16 protein-coding genes are annotated in these 16791 nt (G+C 50.3%); 5 read left to right on the top strand and 11 right to left on the bottom strand.

Features of this window, described 5'->3' with window-relative positions; all coding sequences use genetic code 11:
- The 11 genes from GX135_07545 to GX135_07495 form a co-directional block, all read right to left on the bottom strand.
- The coding region (locus GX135_07545; protein NLN85930.1) for a GxxExxY protein at window positions 1-359 on the bottom strand (359 nt) is incomplete at its 3' end.
- Between the two features lie 223 nt (window positions 360-582).
- Window positions 583-1494, bottom strand: a complete 912-nt coding sequence (locus GX135_07540; protein NLN85929.1) for a radical SAM protein — start codon at window positions 1492-1494, stop codon at window positions 583-585.
- Between the two features lie 53 nt (window positions 1495-1547).
- Window positions 1548-2315: a ribonuclease III gene (gene rnc, locus GX135_07535; GenBank protein ID NLN85928.1), complete on the bottom strand. Its 768-nt coding sequence runs from the start codon at window positions 2313-2315 to the stop codon at window positions 1548-1550.
- Between the two features lie 42 nt (window positions 2316-2357).
- Window positions 2358-3596 (bottom strand): beta-ketoacyl-ACP synthase II, encoded by a 1239-nt coding sequence (gene fabF, locus GX135_07530; GenBank protein NLN85927.1) that lies wholly within the window; start codon window positions 3594-3596, stop codon window positions 2358-2360.
- A 172-nt stretch (window positions 3597-3768) separates the two neighbouring features.
- On the bottom strand, window positions 3769-4002 hold the full coding sequence (locus tag GX135_07525; protein ID NLN85926.1) for an acyl carrier protein: 234 nt from the start codon (window positions 4000-4002) through the stop codon (window positions 3769-3771).
- 61 nt (window positions 4003-4063) lie between these two features.
- Window positions 4064-4822, bottom strand: coding sequence for a 3-oxoacyl-[acyl-carrier-protein] reductase (gene fabG, locus GX135_07520; protein ID NLN85925.1), 759 nt, complete (start codon window positions 4820-4822; stop codon window positions 4064-4066).
- Between the two features lie 14 nt (window positions 4823-4836).
- On the bottom strand, window positions 4837-5772 hold the full coding sequence (fabD, locus tag GX135_07515; GenBank protein ID NLN85924.1) for an ACP S-malonyltransferase: 936 nt from the start codon (window positions 5770-5772) through the stop codon (window positions 4837-4839).
- Window positions 5773-5789: 17 nt separating this feature from the next.
- The gene (locus GX135_07510; protein NLN85923.1) at window positions 5790-6782 is read right to left on the bottom strand and encodes a ketoacyl-ACP synthase III; all 993 of its coding nucleotides are present in this window, start codon (window positions 6780-6782) and stop codon (window positions 5790-5792) included.
- On the bottom strand, window positions 6782-7780 hold the full coding sequence (plsX, locus tag GX135_07505) for a phosphate acyltransferase PlsX (GenBank protein NLN85922.1): 999 nt from the start codon (window positions 7778-7780) through the stop codon (window positions 6782-6784). Before plsX ends, GX135_07510 begins: the two co-directional genes overlap by 1 nt.
- 1 nt (window position 7781) lies before the next feature.
- On the bottom strand, window positions 7782-7961 hold the full coding sequence (gene rpmF, locus GX135_07500) for a 50S ribosomal protein L32 (GenBank protein ID NLN85921.1): 180 nt from the start codon (window positions 7959-7961) through the stop codon (window positions 7782-7784).
- A 182-nt stretch (window positions 7962-8143) separates the two neighbouring features.
- Window positions 8144-9604, bottom strand: a complete 1461-nt coding sequence (locus tag GX135_07495) for an MFS transporter (GenBank protein ID NLN85920.1) — start codon at window positions 9602-9604, stop codon at window positions 8144-8146.
- Window positions 9605-9886: 282 nt separating this feature from the next.
- Here GX135_07495 and rpsU point away from each other — a divergent pair, with 282 nt between their 5' ends.
- The 5 genes from rpsU (at window position 9887) to rpoD (ending at window position 16565) form a co-directional block, all read left to right on the top strand.
- Window positions 9887-10093, top strand: coding sequence for a 30S ribosomal protein S21 (gene rpsU / locus GX135_07490; GenBank protein ID NLN85919.1), 207 nt, complete (start codon window positions 9887-9889; stop codon window positions 10091-10093).
- A gap of 91 nt (window positions 10094-10184) precedes the next feature.
- Entirely contained in the window at window positions 10185-10730 is a 546-nt protein-coding gene (locus tag GX135_07485; GenBank protein NLN85918.1) for a CvpA family protein, read from the top strand.
- Window positions 10727-13075, top strand: coding sequence for an endonuclease MutS2 (locus GX135_07480; protein NLN85917.1), 2349 nt, complete (start codon window positions 10727-10729; stop codon window positions 13073-13075). The genes GX135_07485 and GX135_07480 overlap by 4 nt, the downstream gene beginning before the upstream one ends.
- Before the next feature lie 3 nt (window positions 13076-13078).
- A complete protein-coding gene (locus tag GX135_07475; GenBank protein ID NLN85916.1) occupies window positions 13079-14800 on the top strand; it encodes a DNA primase in 1722 nt (573 codons plus the stop codon).
- Between the two features lie 28 nt (window positions 14801-14828).
- Entirely contained in the window at window positions 14829-16565 is a 1737-nt protein-coding gene (gene rpoD / locus GX135_07470; protein NLN85915.1) for an RNA polymerase sigma factor RpoD, read from the top strand.
- Window positions 16566-16791 lie beyond the last annotated feature (226 nt).

Raw genomic sequence — 16791 nt, 5'->3', positions numbered from 1 at the left:
TTTATCAGCAAGCCAAGGGGTTTTTGGGTGACTTTCAAATAATTGATTAACTGAGCTCTGTGCTCGGGAAGAAGTTCTTTAACGGTTTTAATTTCCAGAATAATGCTATCGTAACAGATGAAATCTGGTCTGTATTTTTGATTCAGAATTTCACCCTTATAGGTGATGGATAGTTCTGGTTGTGCCGCAAAAGGGATGCCTCTCAAAGTGAATTCTCTTTGTAAACATTCTTGATAAACGGCTTCCAGAAAGCCAGAACCAAGTTCTTTGTACACTTCATAAATTGCACCTCTAATCAAATATGTCTCATCAGCGAGAATAATCTTTCCGTGTTTTTCCGTGAATTCCGTGGTTGCCATCATATCACCTTTTTTCTGTTGAGTCCCAAATGAGTAATCACATTGTTTCCGGCTCTTCAAACTGTGTCAATCTCTTTTTTTGGAGAATAAAAAAACGTGGGAAACACCGGGCGGTGTTCCCACGTTTCGGAGGGCATTCTATGTAGTGTCTGTAGGCTACATATACTATAAGCTATTTTCGAGCCAAGCCAAAAAGTTTTTTTGTTTTTAGTCCAATTTTTATTCAAGTGTTATGTTCAAACCAGGCCTGAACTTTATCCAAGGCCTTGCCGCCGTGAGCTTTAAGGAGACGGATTTCTTCGCGTTCCAAAGTTACAGCTTCTTCCTGCGGATTGATGGAAAGCACTTTGCGCGCGACGAGCTCCGCTTTCACCAATTCCCCAAAAGCGGGATGCCAGGGACCGGCAACAATTTCCTCAGGGTTGATATTTGAAGGGATGCCAAGTTTGATGATGCGTGTATTTGCCTTTTCGGCGATGGGAAAATAATTCGCGCATTGAGTGACAGCTTCCTCCAAACTGAGCGGAGTGTATTCTCCAGAGTGAAAAATCTTTTCCAAGGCGGTTCCGCGGATAATGATAAGAGGATAAAGTCTTAACAGGTTGGCTTTTAGTTCCAGGATCCGGGCATGATTTTCTGCCAGGCTGGCTTGGCTCCATCCGGGCAAACCGGGCATGAGTTGTATGCCAAGCTCAAAACCTTTCTCTTTCACCCGGGAAGCCGCTTCCCAAGCCTGTTTGCCATCATAACCGCGACAGGACTGGCGCAAAACTTCGTCACTAAAATCCTGGATGCCCAGCTCGATGGTTTTGATGTTCCAAGCCGCGCACCAATCCAAAATATCTTCATCCACAAAAAGCGGATGGGTGGAGATTCTGAAGCTGGTTTGGTCATCAATTAGTTTTAAAACCAAACGCAGAAGATTTTCGCGATAATACTGCTGCAAAGCGGTGAAACTTCCTCCATAGAAAGCTATCTGTTTGTGGTGAGCGAGGTTGCGCTCGATGAAATCCTGTATCTGGGGGAGGAGGCTGTTCAAATCCAAATCCGGCGCGCCGCTAATCCTGTCTTGATCGCAATAAATACAGCGGGTGGGACATCCTCGCATGCCCAAAAAGACGGGAAAAATCTTCATATTATGGCTCTAACAATTTGTGGGCTTGATTTCACCATCACAGGTGTGGGAATTCAAATTCCCAATTTTTGGCAGGCGGCGTGAGCGGCCTCCTGCTGAGCGGTTTTTTTGGTGCTTCCCTTGCCACGTCCCAGACATTCCTGACCGTGAAACACTTCCACGATAAAAGTTTTATTGTGTTCCGGACCTTCCTCTGCGACGGTGGCATAGCGCGGAGCCTGGTCTCCCCGGGATTGCATGTGTTCCTGCAGGATGCTTTTGTAATTCACGAGCTCGTTGCGGTTTACGGTGGTTTCGTAGTCTTTGAGGATATGGTTTTTTATGAAGCGGGTAACCGCGGCGATGCCGCTATCCAAATAAATGGCGCAAATCAAGGCTTCCACTGCATCACTGAGGATGGAGGGTTTTTTGTCGCCTCCGGATTGGTGTTCCTCAGGGCTGAGCAAGAGGTGTTTTCCCAAATCCAGCGCGTTTGCCTTCAGGGTGAGATATGTTTCGGAAACGATTTTGGATTTCAGTTTGCTGAGTTTGCCTTCCTGTTCGTCCGGATGACGCGCGAAAAGTTCTTTGGAGACGATGAAACCCAGAATGGAATCTCCCAAAAATTCCATCCGCTCGAATGGCGATGGTGTTTTATGGTCTCCATAATTTCTGCGGAGGTAGGATTTGTGGGTGAGGGCGGCTTTGAGCAGGGTGGGGTCATGAAAATTGTATTCAATCCTCTTTTGCAGTTGGGTCAAGCCTTTTTCCCATTTGGGATAGCGTTCTGAAATCTTTTTCCCGTTAAAATAGTCGATGATTTTCTTAACTATTTTGTTCAAATCCGCCTCTTGCTTCGTGACACGCGCATAATTTGACTTCGGTTATTCGTATTTTGTGATCACCAGAGCGGCGTTATGACCGCCAAAACCAAGCGAATTGGAAAGAGCCGCAGTCACTTCCAAGTTTTGAGCTGTGTTGGGAATATAGTCCAGATCACAGTCAGGGTCTTGTTCAAACTGGTTTATGGTGGGATGCAGGATGCCCGTTTGGATGGATTTCACACAGGCGATGGCTTCGATGCCGGCAGCAGCGCCCAACATGTGACCCACCATGGATTTGGTGGAGTTTATTTTCAGCTTGCGGGCATGCTCGCCAAAGCAGCTCTTGATGGAAAGAGTTTCACCTTTGTCGTTCAAGGGTGTGGAAGTTCCGTGCGCGTTCAAGTATTGAATGTCCGTGGGTTTGAGTCCCGCGTCGGCGATCGCGCCCAGCATGGCATCCGCGCTTCCGGAACCATCATCCAGGGGTGCTGTGATGTGGTAAGCATCGTCTGTGGCAGCATATCCAGCCACTTCGGCATAAATCCTGGCTCCGCGTGCCAGGGCGTGTTCCAGCTCTTCAAAAACCAGAAAAGCCGCGCCTTCGCTCATCACAAAACCGTCTCTGCCAGCATCGAAGGGGCGCGACGCTGTTTTGGGATCGTCGTTGCGGGTGGAAAGCGCGCGCAGAGAGCAAAAACCGGCAATTGCCAATCCCGTCACGGCAGCTTCGGCGCCACCGCTGATGATGATGTCCGCATCTCCATATTGGAGGGCACGGAAAGAGGTTCCGATTGCGTGATTGGCGCTGGCACAAGCGCTGACGATGCTAAAGTTTGGTCCTCTGAAACCGTTTTCGATGGCGATGTGAGCCGCGGCGATGTTCGAAATCATCTTGGGAATAAAGAAAGGGCTCACACGGCGGGGTCCCTGCTCATGGAATTTCACGGTTTCCTCTTCAAAAGTGCGGATTCCGCCAATGCCCACGCCAGTGATAACGCCCACGCGTTTTCCATTCACTTTGGTGAGGTCGATGCCGGCGTCTTTGATGGCTTCACGTGCCGCCACAATTGAATATTGGCTGTAGGTATCCAGTTTGCGGGCTTCCTTTACGTCGAAATGCTCTTCTGGATTGAAATTCTTGATTTGCGCGGCGATTTTCGCGCTCAGGGCGGAGGTGTCGAAGCTGGTGATCAGATCCACTCCAGAAACGCCTTTCACCAAGTTGTTCCAAGTTTCGGCCATGGTGTTTCCCACCGGGGTGAGTGCCCCCATGCCTGTAATAACCACTCTTTTTTTCATATCCGGGTCCTCGTGTTCGATGTGCGGTTTAGCCGGGCTGAGGATTCTTAGAAAAAATCGTCGCTCCGGCTGACCGGTCTTTTTTGCCGCAAAAAGCGGGAAAAGGTTCTTAAAAAGGTGGAATCAATCCTGATGACGGGTTGGCCATCAGGATTGATTCACTGTTTTTGATTTAGGCCAGTTTTTCTTTGAGGTAGTCGATGGCCTGTCCGACTGTACGGAGTTTATCCTGATCTTCGTCAGGAATTTGGATGTCGAACTCTTCTTCAAACGCCATGACCAGTTCCACTGTGTCCAGAGAGTCGGCGCGAAGGTCGTCCTGGAAGTTCGCGGAAGGAACAATCTGAGATTCTTCCACTCCGAGCTTATCCATTACGAGCTGTTTGACTTTGGCTTCAATATCCATTTTTCCTCCTATGTTTATTGAAGTGTATTTTCTATTTTGAAGGGTTTCCCTTTCAATTTGTTTAGTGCATGGTCAAGCCACCATCGATGGCGATGGTTTGACCAGTGATGTAGGCGCTGTCGTCCGATGCCAAAAACAGGCAAAGCTTTGCCACATCGGCAGGAGAGCCCATTTTGCGCAGAGGAATCGCACCCGCGTAAGCTGCCACAACGTCTTCGGGCAGAGAGGCTGTCATTTCGGTTTCGATGAAACCGGGCGCGATGGCGTTCACACGCACATTGCGGGCGGCAAATTCCTTGGCGCAACTTTTTGTGAAGGCAATCACACCGCCCTTGGAGGCAGCATAATTTGCCTGACCGGCGTTGCCCATGAGGCCTATCACGCTGGCAATGTTGATGATGGAGCCTTTGCGCGCCCTCATCATGTGTTTAAAAACTTTTTGGGTGGCGATGAAGGTGCCGGTGAGGTTGATGTCCAAAACCAGCTTCCAATCCTCTTCCTTCATGCGCAGCATCAGGTTGTCGCGCGTGACGCCTGCGTTATTTACAAGGCAGTCGATGCCGCCGCGCTCTTTTTCCACTTCGGCGAAAACCGCTTCCATGGCGGCGCCGTTGGTCACGTCAGCCAACTTTCCGGAAGCGGAATATCCTTGCTGCATAAGGCTTTGCACGGCATTTTCGACGCTTTCGGAATTCAAATCCAAAATCACGGTGTGCGCACCCTGGGCTGCGAAAGCCTCAGCGATGGCAAATCCAATGCCGCGAGCCGAGCCGGTGACCACCACAGTTTTGCCCTGAAGATTGTATTTTGCTGTATCCATAATTTTTATCTCATTTAATTAAGTGCCGAAAGTAAACTATCCAATTCGGCAACCGTGCCAAAGTTTAAAACCTCGGCTTCCTTGTCAATGGTCTTTATCAAACCACTCAAAACTTTTTGCGGGCCGAACTCGATGAAGCGTTTAACGCCTGAATTCAGCATGGTTTGCACGCTTGCCACCCACAACACGGGAGACACAATCTGGCGCACAAGTTTTTCCCGGCTTTGCATGCCAGCGGTGGCGGGAAGGGCGTCCACATTGGAAATTAAAGGGATTGAAACATCGCGGAATTCGATATTTTCCATTTCCTGAGCCAGCCACAAACTGGCATCCCCGATCAAGGGTGTGTGGAAAGGACCTCCAACTGCCAGAGGCAAAACCCTGCGCGCTCCTTTTGCCTTCAGGATTTCGCCAGCTTTTTCCACTCCACTTTGGCTGCCGGAGATCACGGTTTGGCTAGGGCTGTTAAAATTCACGGCGCGCACCAATCCAGCCTGGGCTTCAGCTTCCGCGCAGGCGTCCACCACGGTTTGGGAATCGATTCCGATGACCGCTGCCATCGCGAAAGGCGTGCCGGCATTGGCTTTAATCATGAATTCACCGCGTTTGTGAACCAAATGCATGGCATCCTGCCAGTCCAAACTGCCGTTTGCCACCAAAGCGGAAAATTCGCCCAGGGAATGTCCAGCCACAAAATCCGGCTGTAAATCGCTGTGTTTATGAAAGATTCTCAAAGCGCAGATACTGTGAAAAAGGATGGCGGGTTGGGTGAAGCGTGTTTCCTTGAGCGCTTCTTCTGGTCCTTCGAACATAATTTCACGCAGGTTTGTACCATGATTTTGGTCAAAATCATCCAAAACCTTCAAAAGGCTGGGATCAAGTTCACAAAGGTCGCGTGCCATGCCCACAAATTGAGCACCCTGTCCCGGAAATACAAAAGCTGTCTTCATTTAGCGTGGCTCCAAAATCAATATCTTGCCAAAAGGCTTCCCCAGGTGAGTCCTGCTCCGAAGGCTGTGAGCAGGATGATGTCTCCACGGCGGATTTTTCCGGATCGGATTGCTTCATCCAGCGCCAGCGGGATGGTGGCACTGGAGGTGTTGCCATATTTTTCGATGTTCACAATCACTTTGCTCATGGGAACGCGCAGTTTTGAAGCCAGGGCTTCGATGATGCGCAGGTTTGCCTGATGGGGTATAATCCAATCGACATCCTCCGCGCTGATTTTGTTGCGTTTCAGCAATTCGTCCGTGGAGGAAAACATGGATCGGATGGCTTGTTTATAGATGCGATTGCCTTCCATATACACGGTGTGGAGGTTTTTGTCCACGGTTTCGTGGCTGGCTGGCATGCGCGAACCGCCGGCAGCTTGGAAAAGCAATTCTCCCTGGCTGCCATCGGATTGGATGAGGCAGTCAATTATATGTGAAGTATCACTTTGGCGTGCCCGGGAAACAACAGCGGCTCCGGATCCGTCTCCAAAAAGGACGCAGGTGCCGCGGTCAGCCCAATTTGTGATTTTTGTGAGCACATCCACCCCAATCACCAATATGTTTTCAGCGCTGCCGTTTTCCACAAAGGTTTTGGCAATATTCAGCGCGTAGATGAAACCTGAACAGCCCGCGGAAACGTCGAAAGCGGGAATACCTTTCAGTCCCAGTTTTTTCTGCACAACGCAGGCTGTGGATGGGAAGGCATGGTCACCGGTCACGGTGCCTGTGATGATGAGGTCTATATCTTTGAATCTCACCTGGGATGCTTCGATGGCGTTTGTGGCTGCCACGGTGGCAAGGTCACTGGCGGCTTCGTCTTCGGCGCAATAATGGCGTTCGATCATCCCGGTGCGGGTGCGGATCCACTCATCTGTGGTATCAATCATCTTTTCCAAGTCAAAGTTATTGACGATTTTTGCAGGTGTATGGCTTCCAAAAGCGGAGAATTTTGCTTTGTATGTTGGCATTAGCGCATCCTCTCAAAATATTCCCTGGTGTGGTGCACAAATCCAGACTGCGCCGTGCGTACGGCGAATCTGATGGCATTTTTGATAGCTTTGGCGTTGCTGCTGCCGTGGCAAACAATGCTGCATCCATTCAGCCCAACCAACAGCGCGCCGCCAATTTCGGTGTGGTCCAGCTTGCGTTTCAGATAGCTGTAAACAGGGTAGGAAAGCAGCCCACCCAGCTTGGCAATCCAGTCTTTATTCAACTGCTCTTTCAGCAGTTCGAAAACGGAAATGACTGCGCCTTCGATGGTTTTTAGAACAATGTTTCCAACGAAGCCATCGCAAACAATCACGTCGCAATCACCTTTCAAAACGTCTTTTCCTTCGATGTTGCCCACAAAATTGAGGTCCTTGGCTTGGGAAAGCAGGGTCCAGGCATCGCGGGACATCAAATTTCCCTTGGCGCTTTCCTCGCCGATGTTCAACAAAGCCACCCGAGGCTGGGGAACGTTGTAAATATAACTGAAATAGATGGTTCCAAGCTGCGCGAATTGCAAAAGATTGTGGGCGTCACAATCCACATTCGCGCCCATGTCCAACAGGATTTCCGGCTGTATTACGGTGGGCAGGGTCACTGCGATGGCAGGGCGGGAAACGCCCTTGATGCGTCCGTAACCGAGCAACGAGGCGCCCATAAAGGCACCGGAATTACCCGCGCTGACAGCAGCATCGGCTTCCCCTTTTTTGTGCAATTCCACAGTTTTGACCATCGAGGAATCCCGTTTTGAACGCACAGATTCCGCGGCGCTGTCATCCATTGAAATACGTTGGGAGGCGTGGACGATTTGGATGCGTGAGCGATCGTAATAATATTTATCCAATTCAGCTTGCAAGATCGTTTCGTCTCCCACCAAAAGGACGGTTTCGCAGACCTCTTCTTTTATAGCCAGAACTGCCCCCTCCACCTCTGGATGCGGCGCGCGGTCGCTTCCAAAAGCGTCCAAGGCTATGCGCACATTACTCCTTAACGGCTTTAATCTGCCTGCCGGCGTAGGTGCCGCAATTGTCACAAACGTGGTGCGGGCGAACCGGCTCGCCACATTTGGAGCAAAGACTCACCGCTGGTGGCGTGAGCGCTTCGTGCGATCTTCTTTTATCTCTGCGAGTTTTCGAAGTTTTCTGTTTGGGAACGGCCATGGGTTCTCCTTTTTTATTTAAATAATAGTTAAGGCGCGCCGAAAAACCAGAGGCTTTCCAGCGCGAATTTCTCTTCAATTTGAATCAAAGTCCTGTAACCGCGTTATTTTGTCAACCTAAATCGCTAACTTGTTGAATACCAAGGAAATAAGAAGTCTGGCGGCAAATTGCCGGTTTGAACTTCAATATCCAGAATGAGAACTCTGGAAAACACTGCTCCGTTTTTCGTTAACCGCCATCAGAGGAATCACGCTCAGCCAACGCAGAATTCCGCCCACACCAAAGATAACCTGTTCCGAAGCCAGAAGTCTGGAACCCAGCATCAGCGGCTGGGGATAGAAAATTCCGCTCAGCAGGGTGGTCGCCATCATGCTCACACCGCCAATGGCACCGTAAAGCGCGCTGTAGCTTTGCTCCCTGCCCTTTCCTGCGATTGCCAAAACAAAATTCGTGGTGGCAACTCCATTCCCCGCCCACATAAACCCTGAAAAAAGGCCTTCAATCCACAGTAAAGAATAGTTTTGACGCGTCATAAAGAGCCACAGCATGGGGTTCAACCCACCCAAAATCACGCAGATCAGCATGGCAGGTTTGTTTCCCCAGCGATCGATGAATTTGCCCCAAAAAGAATATGAAAGCAGCGAGGAAACCATGTGTAAACTGCCGTAAAGCTGGAGCTTGAACATACTGAGCCCCAGGTTTTTAAGCATGAAAGGTGTCCAAAAGGCGCTGCCCACACCTGTGGCGAGCATCCACCAAATCCCAAATGCCATCAACAAGCGAAAATTCTTATCCCGGAAGGGTTCCCCAAATTTTTGGCGCAGCGGCAAAACTTGCTGCAGAGAGCGTTTCCTATCCGGCTGCCGAGCCAAAATCACCAAGCCCGCCAAACCCAAAATGCTGGCAAAAACGAATACTCCCGCCAACCAAAGAGACTGATTGCGGATGGTGAAAAAAGCATCCGGATTCACCCATCTTGCCGCGAAAGAACGCAGAGCCCCACCGCCTTTTTCAAAGCTATCTGTCAGATAACTAAGCAGATACCCCGCCAGAAGCCCGCTGAACACAAGAATCTGGTTCCTACGTGCGAAAAACCGACCGCGGATGGCAGCGGGGATGATGTCGCTGATCCAGGCAATCCAAATATTTCCACCCACAGCCTGCAAACCCGCGCTGATGAAAAGCAATGCCAAAACGAAAGCTATGCCCTGGCGTGCCTCAGAAAAAAGCAACGCGCTGCCGATGAAAATGCTTAAGAAACGTCCCGCCGCGGTCACCCACACACAGAGTTTCTTGCGTTGTCTCGGCCTGTGGGTAAGCGCCACTCCCAGAGGCTGAAACAGCGCGGACACCTGTCCCAAAGCGCTGAGGATGCTGAAATGCAGCGGACTTGCCCCCAAAATCACCAAAAACTTGGTGATGAAATTGCTGCCGATATTTGCCAGAGCGCCATAGATTTGGGCAAAAATTCCCTCAATGATGGAAACGCGGTAGGTTCTGGCAACCGTATGGTTTTTCTGCTTGGCTCTGTGTGCTTTAGCCGCTTTGGAACTATCACGCACGGCGATTCTCCAACTCCAGATTTTGAAGGTCTTTTCCCAGGCAAAACGCCGCCCTGGCGCTCTCAGAGCACCTGTTTGCAACAATTTCCCCGTTCCAAGCTTGAACCATGTTTGCGTTTCCTCGCGCGTGAACCTTATTTTTTAATTTTTGTCCTCATTTGCGCTTACCGGGTTTACGTCAATCAAAATCAATTTAACCGGTTTTACAGCTTGCATTCCTCAGTTAAAAACCCAGCCGCCAATGTGACCGAATCCGAGCCCCAAAAACCGCAATCTGAAAAGGCTACACAGTTTCCACTTGACAAAAAAAGGGTGGCATGAGAATTTGGTTCTTCCAATTATGATACAAAGGTGGTGATTTGTTTGCCGACAGTATATTCAAAAGAAAATGAGTCCTTCGATTACCTGTTGAAAAGGTTCAAGAAGAAATGCGAAAAAGCCGCGGTCCTCTCCGAAATTCGGAAGAGACAGGCCTACGAAAAGCCGAGCGTAAAGAAAAAACGCGAAGCCAACGCTGCCCGTCGCAAAATGCTCAAGATTCAGCGCAGAATGCAGCGCTATATGAGGTAGCTGCCCGGTTTACCGCCCTCTTTTTTGTTTGGACCGTTGCAACAGGGATTCGTCCCTGTTTGCTTTTTTATAGTCAAAAAAAGGAGTTCAGATGGGTTTCATTGATTGGCTGATTCTGATAATGTTGGCAGTATCCGCGTTCATGGGCTATCGCAAAGGTATTGCCGCAATGCTGGTGCGCCTCGGTGGCGCAGTGGCGCTTTTTTTGCTGATTGGTCAAATCTTTCCCTTGGTGCGCAACGCGCTGATTGAAAACTTCAAGCTGGGCTTGGTTCTTTCCTGCATTTTGGCAGCGATTTTGATTATCGTGGCGGCTGTGGTTATTTTGGGACTTTTGGCAAAGATATTCACCAAAGCGCTGAAAGTGGTTCGCCTTTCCGCTGTTAATCGCTTTTTGGGCTTGGTGATGGGCTTTGTGAATGGTCTGGTGAGCGTCATTATTTTGATGGTGTTGTTGGATTATGCCCCCAAGCTTTCAGAACCCTTAAAAGACCACGCGAACCATCGGGTGTACGCTGCCATGGACGTTTTCAAGGAAGATATCTTCGACAACCTCAAAATGAACGAACACAATCGTTTTAACGAAATCAGGGAGAAACAGAAAAAAGACAATAACCAATCCGGACAAAACGAATGAACCCTCCCGAGCTTTTTGCCGATCTTGAATACACGAGGTTGGCGCATCAGGCACAGAACCGCTGTCACAGCGATTTGGGTCGGAAATTGGCTGCGGATTTAAAACCCTTGGAGAAAAAAGAGGAAATTGAGGCCTCGCTGGCTTTGGTGTCCGAACTGCAGGAGTGCTTGGAAATGGGCTTGGATAAAGACTTTTCCGAACTCAGCGACCTTCAGCCTCTTTTCACCGAAGCGCGGCATGCTCTGTTTGGTTTTGAAGAGTTTTTCCAAGTTTGGCAAAACGCACGCCTGGCAACGATTTTGGCAGAATCCGTTCCCAACCGTGATGATTTTCCCCGTCTGGGCAGGCTTTGGGGCAGAGTGTTGCCTCTCAAATGGATTTGCCAGCGCTTCGATGTCACTTTCGGCCCTGAAGGTGAAGTTCTTGACAGCGCTTCGCCAGAGCTTGCCCGCATCCGCAAACGGGAAGCAGCCTTGCAGCGCAGCATCCAAAAAACCATGCAGAGCATGTTGAACGACCCGCGCATGGAAGGAAATCTGCAGGATAGATTCATCACCCAGCGTGAAGGGCGCTATGTTTTGCCCGTGCGTGAAAGCGCCGCGCCAAACGTGCCCGGCATCGTGCAAAGCCAATCTGGAAGCGGCTCCACCCTCTTTATCGAACCCCAGGCTGCTGTGCCGCTAAACAACGAACTTCAGCTTCTAAAGCAGGAGGAAAAGCGCGAAATCCATCGCATTTTCACCGAATTCACCGCCCAGATTAAAGCCCAGGAGCGGGAATTGCTCCAAAACCAAAAGCTGATGTCGGAATTGGATTTCCGTTATGGCTGTGCCAGGCTTTGCGACGCGTTGGACGCAAAAGTCCCCATCATTGTTCAAAAGCCTGTGTTGAAGCTGATTGGCGCCCGGCATCCGCTGTTGATTTTGAGTTTGGGCACGCCAAAGAAGGTGGTGCCCTACGACCTTGAATTGGGCGAAGAAGCCAATGTAATCCTGCTTTCCGGACCCAACACCGGCGGCAAAACCGTGTTGATGAAATCCGCCGGATTGCTGACCCTGATGGCGCTTTCCGGCTTGCCCATTCCCGCGGACGCGGACAGCGAAATCGGCATATTCCATCAGGTTTTTGCCGATATTGGAGACGACCAAAGCATCGAAAACGCGCTCTCCACTTTTTCCTCACATCTCAGGAAAATAGCGCGTATGCTGGATTTGGCTGATGCCAACAGCCTGGTTTTGATTGACGAAATTGGCGCCGCCACCGACCCCCAACAGGGTTCCGCGCTGGCGCAGGCCATACTGGAACGCTTTACAGCTCTTGACTGCAAGGCAATCGTCACCACCCACTACACCACCCTGAAGATTTTTGCCGAAACGCATCCCAAATGCCAGAACGCCTCCATGCAATTCGACCTCAAAAACCTGCAGCCCACCTTCCGGTTTTCCACCGGTATTCCCGGCGACAGTTTTGCCATCGAAGTTGCTGCCTCGCTTGGGCTTGAGCCAAAACTTGTGGAGCGTGCCAAATCGCTCAGCGGCACCCAAAACCTGGAATTCACCGAACTGCTCAAAAAGATGCAGGAAGAAAAAAAGGAACTGGGTCGCGCCACTTACGAATATCAGCTCAAAACCCGCAATCTGGAAGCGCGCATCAAGGAATTGGAGGAACGCGATTCCAAGCTGGAAGAGGAATTGCGCCAGCGCCGCCAAAAATTTATCCGTGAGCTGCAAACCGAATTGATTGCCCAGCAAAAGCTCTATCAAAAAGAACAGGAACACCTCAAACAGCTCGATCGTGAAGAACGCAAAGCGCTTTCGGAAAGAAAATTGCATGAACTTACTGACAAGCTCCAGCAAATTCGCAGTGAACTGGCGGAAGCCGGAATTTCGGCACACAAACCCGCCCGGGGAATCAAGCCCGGTGACAGGGTTTGGCTTGCTTCCTTCGAGGCCGAGGCCAGAGTTTTGGAAATCCAGGGCGAAAACGCGAGCGTGGATATGAACGGCATCAGTTTTCGGGTTCCGACCTCCGAGCTTTTTGAAGCGGAAGATAAACCCGATGAAAAACCTCCGGTGAATGCTCCCCGCGTCACAGCCATGCCCAAAGCCAGGCTGGAGATAATGGTGAGAGGTCTCACCTTCGACGAAGCCAGGCCCATGATTGATGAATTTTTGGATGATGCTTATTTGGCGGGCTTGCACAGCCTGCGCATTATCCATGGCAAAGGCACGGGAGTATTGCGAGACAAGGTGCGTAAATATCTGAAAAAGAAAGAGATGGTGATTTCGATGGAAACCGCGCCTCCAAACGAAGGCGGCACCGGGGTCACCGTGGTGAAAATATAAAAAATGGATAAAAGCCTGATCGAAGCGGTTCGCCGCGCGAACGACATTGTGGAAGTGGTGCAAAGCTATGTGCCGCTTAAACATGTGGGTTCAAATTGGCGCGGAATCTGCCCCTTCCACAACGACACAAACCCCTCCATGTATGTGAGCCAGCCCAAGCAAATCTTCAAATGTTTTGCCTGCGGAAAGGCGGGGAACGTGTTCACCTTCGTTCAGGAATATGAAAAGCTGACCTTCATCGAAGCGCTCAAAAAACTGGCAGCGCGGGTGGGAATCAATCTCCCGGAACACGAGAGAACCAAAACCGTTTCCACCAAGCGGGAGCAGCTTCTCGTAATCTATGCCACCGCCCGGGATTTCTTTGCCCAAAACCTCTTCCAATACGGTCAAAACGCGCTCAAATATCTTCAGGAACGCTCCTTCAGCCCCGAAACCGCCAAAACTTTGGAACTGGGCTTTTCCCTCAACAGCGAAAAAGCACTGCTGAACCACCTCCTCAAGGAAGGCCACGCGGTTTCACTTTTGAAGGAAAGCGGACTTTTTGGCAATTATTCCGGAAATCTGGTGGATTTTTTCCGCGGCAGGCTGATGTTTCCCATCCACAACAACATCGGCGAAGTGATTGCCTTTGGCGGCAGGGTTTTCGAAGGTGACGCCAAGATTGCCAAATATGTAAATAGCTCCGGCACCGAACTTTACACCAAGGGAAAAGAGCTTTACGGACTCTTTAAAACCAAATATGAAATCTCCAAAGCCGGCTCCGTGCTTGTTAGCGAAGGTTATTTCGACTTTTTGCGGCTCTACGAAAACGGCTTCCTGAATTCGGTTGCCTGTTTGGGCACGGCGATGACCGAAGACCAAATCTATCTCCTATCCCGCTATTCACCAAAAGTTTACATGCTTTTCGATGGTGACGCCGCCGGGATTAGCAACGCCGTGCGCGGAGCTCTGCTCTGTCTGGGCAAAGGCCTTGAAGCGCATATAGTTGAGCTTCCTCCCAAGCACGACCCGGATAGCTTTTTGCTGGAAAAGGGCGCGGACGCTCTGCGCGAGAGAATTACCGCCGCCAAGCCCGTTTTGCGCTTTATGGCGGAAATGGAAAGTAAAACTCCCGCCAGCGATAGGATTGACCAGGCTTTGGACGCTCTGCGCTCCCTGCGTGACCCCATCAAGCGCGAACTTTTCGCCCGTGATTTGGCAGAGGCTTTTGGAATTTCCACGCGAGCCGTATTTTCAAAGCTGCGCCGCACTTCCGCCGTTTCCAAAGCCCCGGAAACCGTGGCTCCGGCTCCCATTTTGGAAGAGAATTTTGAAGAGCGCCACGTTCTGATTTTGGCACTTCAAGATGAGGACGCGTTCAATCTACTTGCCCAAACCCTATCCCCGGATTATTTTAATAACAGACTGTATCGAGAACTTTTCAAACATTTAATGGCGGAAGCGGACGCAGATTCCATTTCGGAACCCGCCACACTTTTGGATAACATTGAAAACAAGGATTTAAGGGACCTTTTGGCAGAATTTCTTTTTTCTGAACCACCCCAAGTGGAGTTCGGGAAAGCCCTGGATCAAATCAGGCTGCGCAAGCTTCAGCGCGATATGCGGGATTTGGACCGCAGAATCCAGGCAGACCCGGAGGACATCCGTCTTTTGGAGGAAAAACGAAAACTGGCATTGACCTACCGCAGCCTTTCCAGAAAGGTTGTGAGGGGTCTTTTGATATGAGGGTCCCACCCACAATAAGGAGCATGTAATGATCACTTACAACGAATGCCTGAAAAAACTGGTTGACTTGGGCAAGGATTCTGGCTACATAACTTTTAAACAAGTGAACGACATACTGCCAAACAGCCCATTTTTTCTGGATAAGGTGGATGACCTTATCTTCGACCTCAGGCAGGACGGCATTGAAATCATCGACGAGACTGAAAAAAGGCTCACCAAAGGCTCCGCTTTGGCAAAGCCGGCACCTCCCAAAAAATTCAAGTCCAAACGCTTTTACGACGACCCCGTGCGCATGTATCTGCGCGAGATGGGACGTGTTCCCCTGCTGGATCGCGAAGGCGAGGTGCGCGTTGCCCAAAAGATTGAAACATATCAGAAAATGATAAATCAAAACGTGTTCAAATCCGGCTCCACACTGCGGGAAATGTTCAACTTTCTGCATCGCTATCGCGAACGCCGCGTCCGGCTCGAACAAATCTTCAGGGTCAATATCGGCACTTGGATTGATAAAAAACAGGATACCACCATCGTCGATCAATTCCGGGACGTGCTCAAAACAAACGAGATAACCTTCGACAAGGTGGGAACCATTCTGGATAGCTGCGACTATGATGACGACGGCAACGCCAGCCGCCAGGAAGAAATCGACGCTCTCCGCAAGGAAATCATCGACCGCTTCAACGAGCTGGCTTTCAATGAAAAACTCATCAAACGCATGGTTTACCGTGTTCGCTCCCTGGTGGAACGAATCGAGGAAAGCTATACCAGCATCACCGACCTCACCCGCATCAAACGCTATACCATCGATGAAATCTGCACCTACGGGCGTCGCGCCAAAAAATCCGACGAAGATTTTGAAGAAGTTCGCCACGAAACCGGTGTTGACCCCGCGGTTTTTGTGGAAACCCTGCGTAAAATTAAAAACGCCCGCCGCAAAATCCGCCGTGTGGAACTGGAAACAAAGATGACGGGCAACGACCTCATCTTCCTGCTGCGCGAGATTGACCGCGCCGAACGCAACAAGGAAAAAGCCCAGAACGAGATGATTGAGGCCAACGTGCGCCTGGTGATTTCCATCGCCAAACGTTACAATAACCGCGGACTCGAATTTTTGGACCTCATCCAGGAAGGAAACACCGGCCTCATGCGTGCCGTGGAAAAATATGACTATCGCAAGGGCTTCAAATTTTCCACCTATGCCACCTGGTGGATTCGGCAGGCCATCACCCGCGCCATCGCAGACCAGGCCCGCACCATCCGCATTCCCGTCCACATGATTGAATCCATCAACAAAATTAACCGCACCAGCAGAAGACTTCAGCAAAAACTGGGTCGCCTGCCCTTCCCAGAGGAAATCGCCGAGGTTTTGGACATGCCTCTGGATAAGGTCAAATCCATCCTCTCCATCTCCAAGGAACCCGTTTCGCTGGATAAACCCATCGGTCACGATTCCGAAGATTCCATTTTGGGCGATTTCATCGAAGACCGCACCATCATCAGCCCCGAACGCCTGGCAGAACGTTCTCTCTTGAAAAAACAGGTGGATGAAGTTTTGAAAACGCTCACCACCCGTGAAGAACGTGTGATTCGCCTGCGTTTTGGCATCGACGATGGCTATCACCGCACCTTGGAAGAGGTTGGGAATATCTTCCAGGTCACTCGTGAACGCATCCGCCAAATCGAGGACAAAGCTCTCAAAAAACTCCGCCATCCCACCCGCGCGGCTGTCCTGCAACAGTTCATGGATAATTTTCATGTGAAATAGGGGCGAAGCCAGATAAGACCACAGCGTGGTATCTGAATGTTTATGCCGGGCTTATCATCTGCCCGGCTCTTTTTATAGGTTTCACACGTGTTTCTCAAAATTCCTCCACCAAGGCTTCATAACTCGTCACCGGGGGCAGATAACCCGCTTCCACGGCGTCTTTCACCGTGATGCAGGGCAATGCCTGTTCCGTGATTTGAGCGCGTGTGAGGGTCGCCAAATCGAG

This window comes from Candidatus Cloacimonadota bacterium, from assembly GCA_012522635.1.
In the GTDB taxonomy this organism is placed as follows: domain Bacteria; phylum Cloacimonadota; class Cloacimonadia; order Cloacimonadales; family Cloacimonadaceae; genus Syntrophosphaera.
This window is presented reverse-complemented; position numbering and strand designations above follow the sequence as displayed.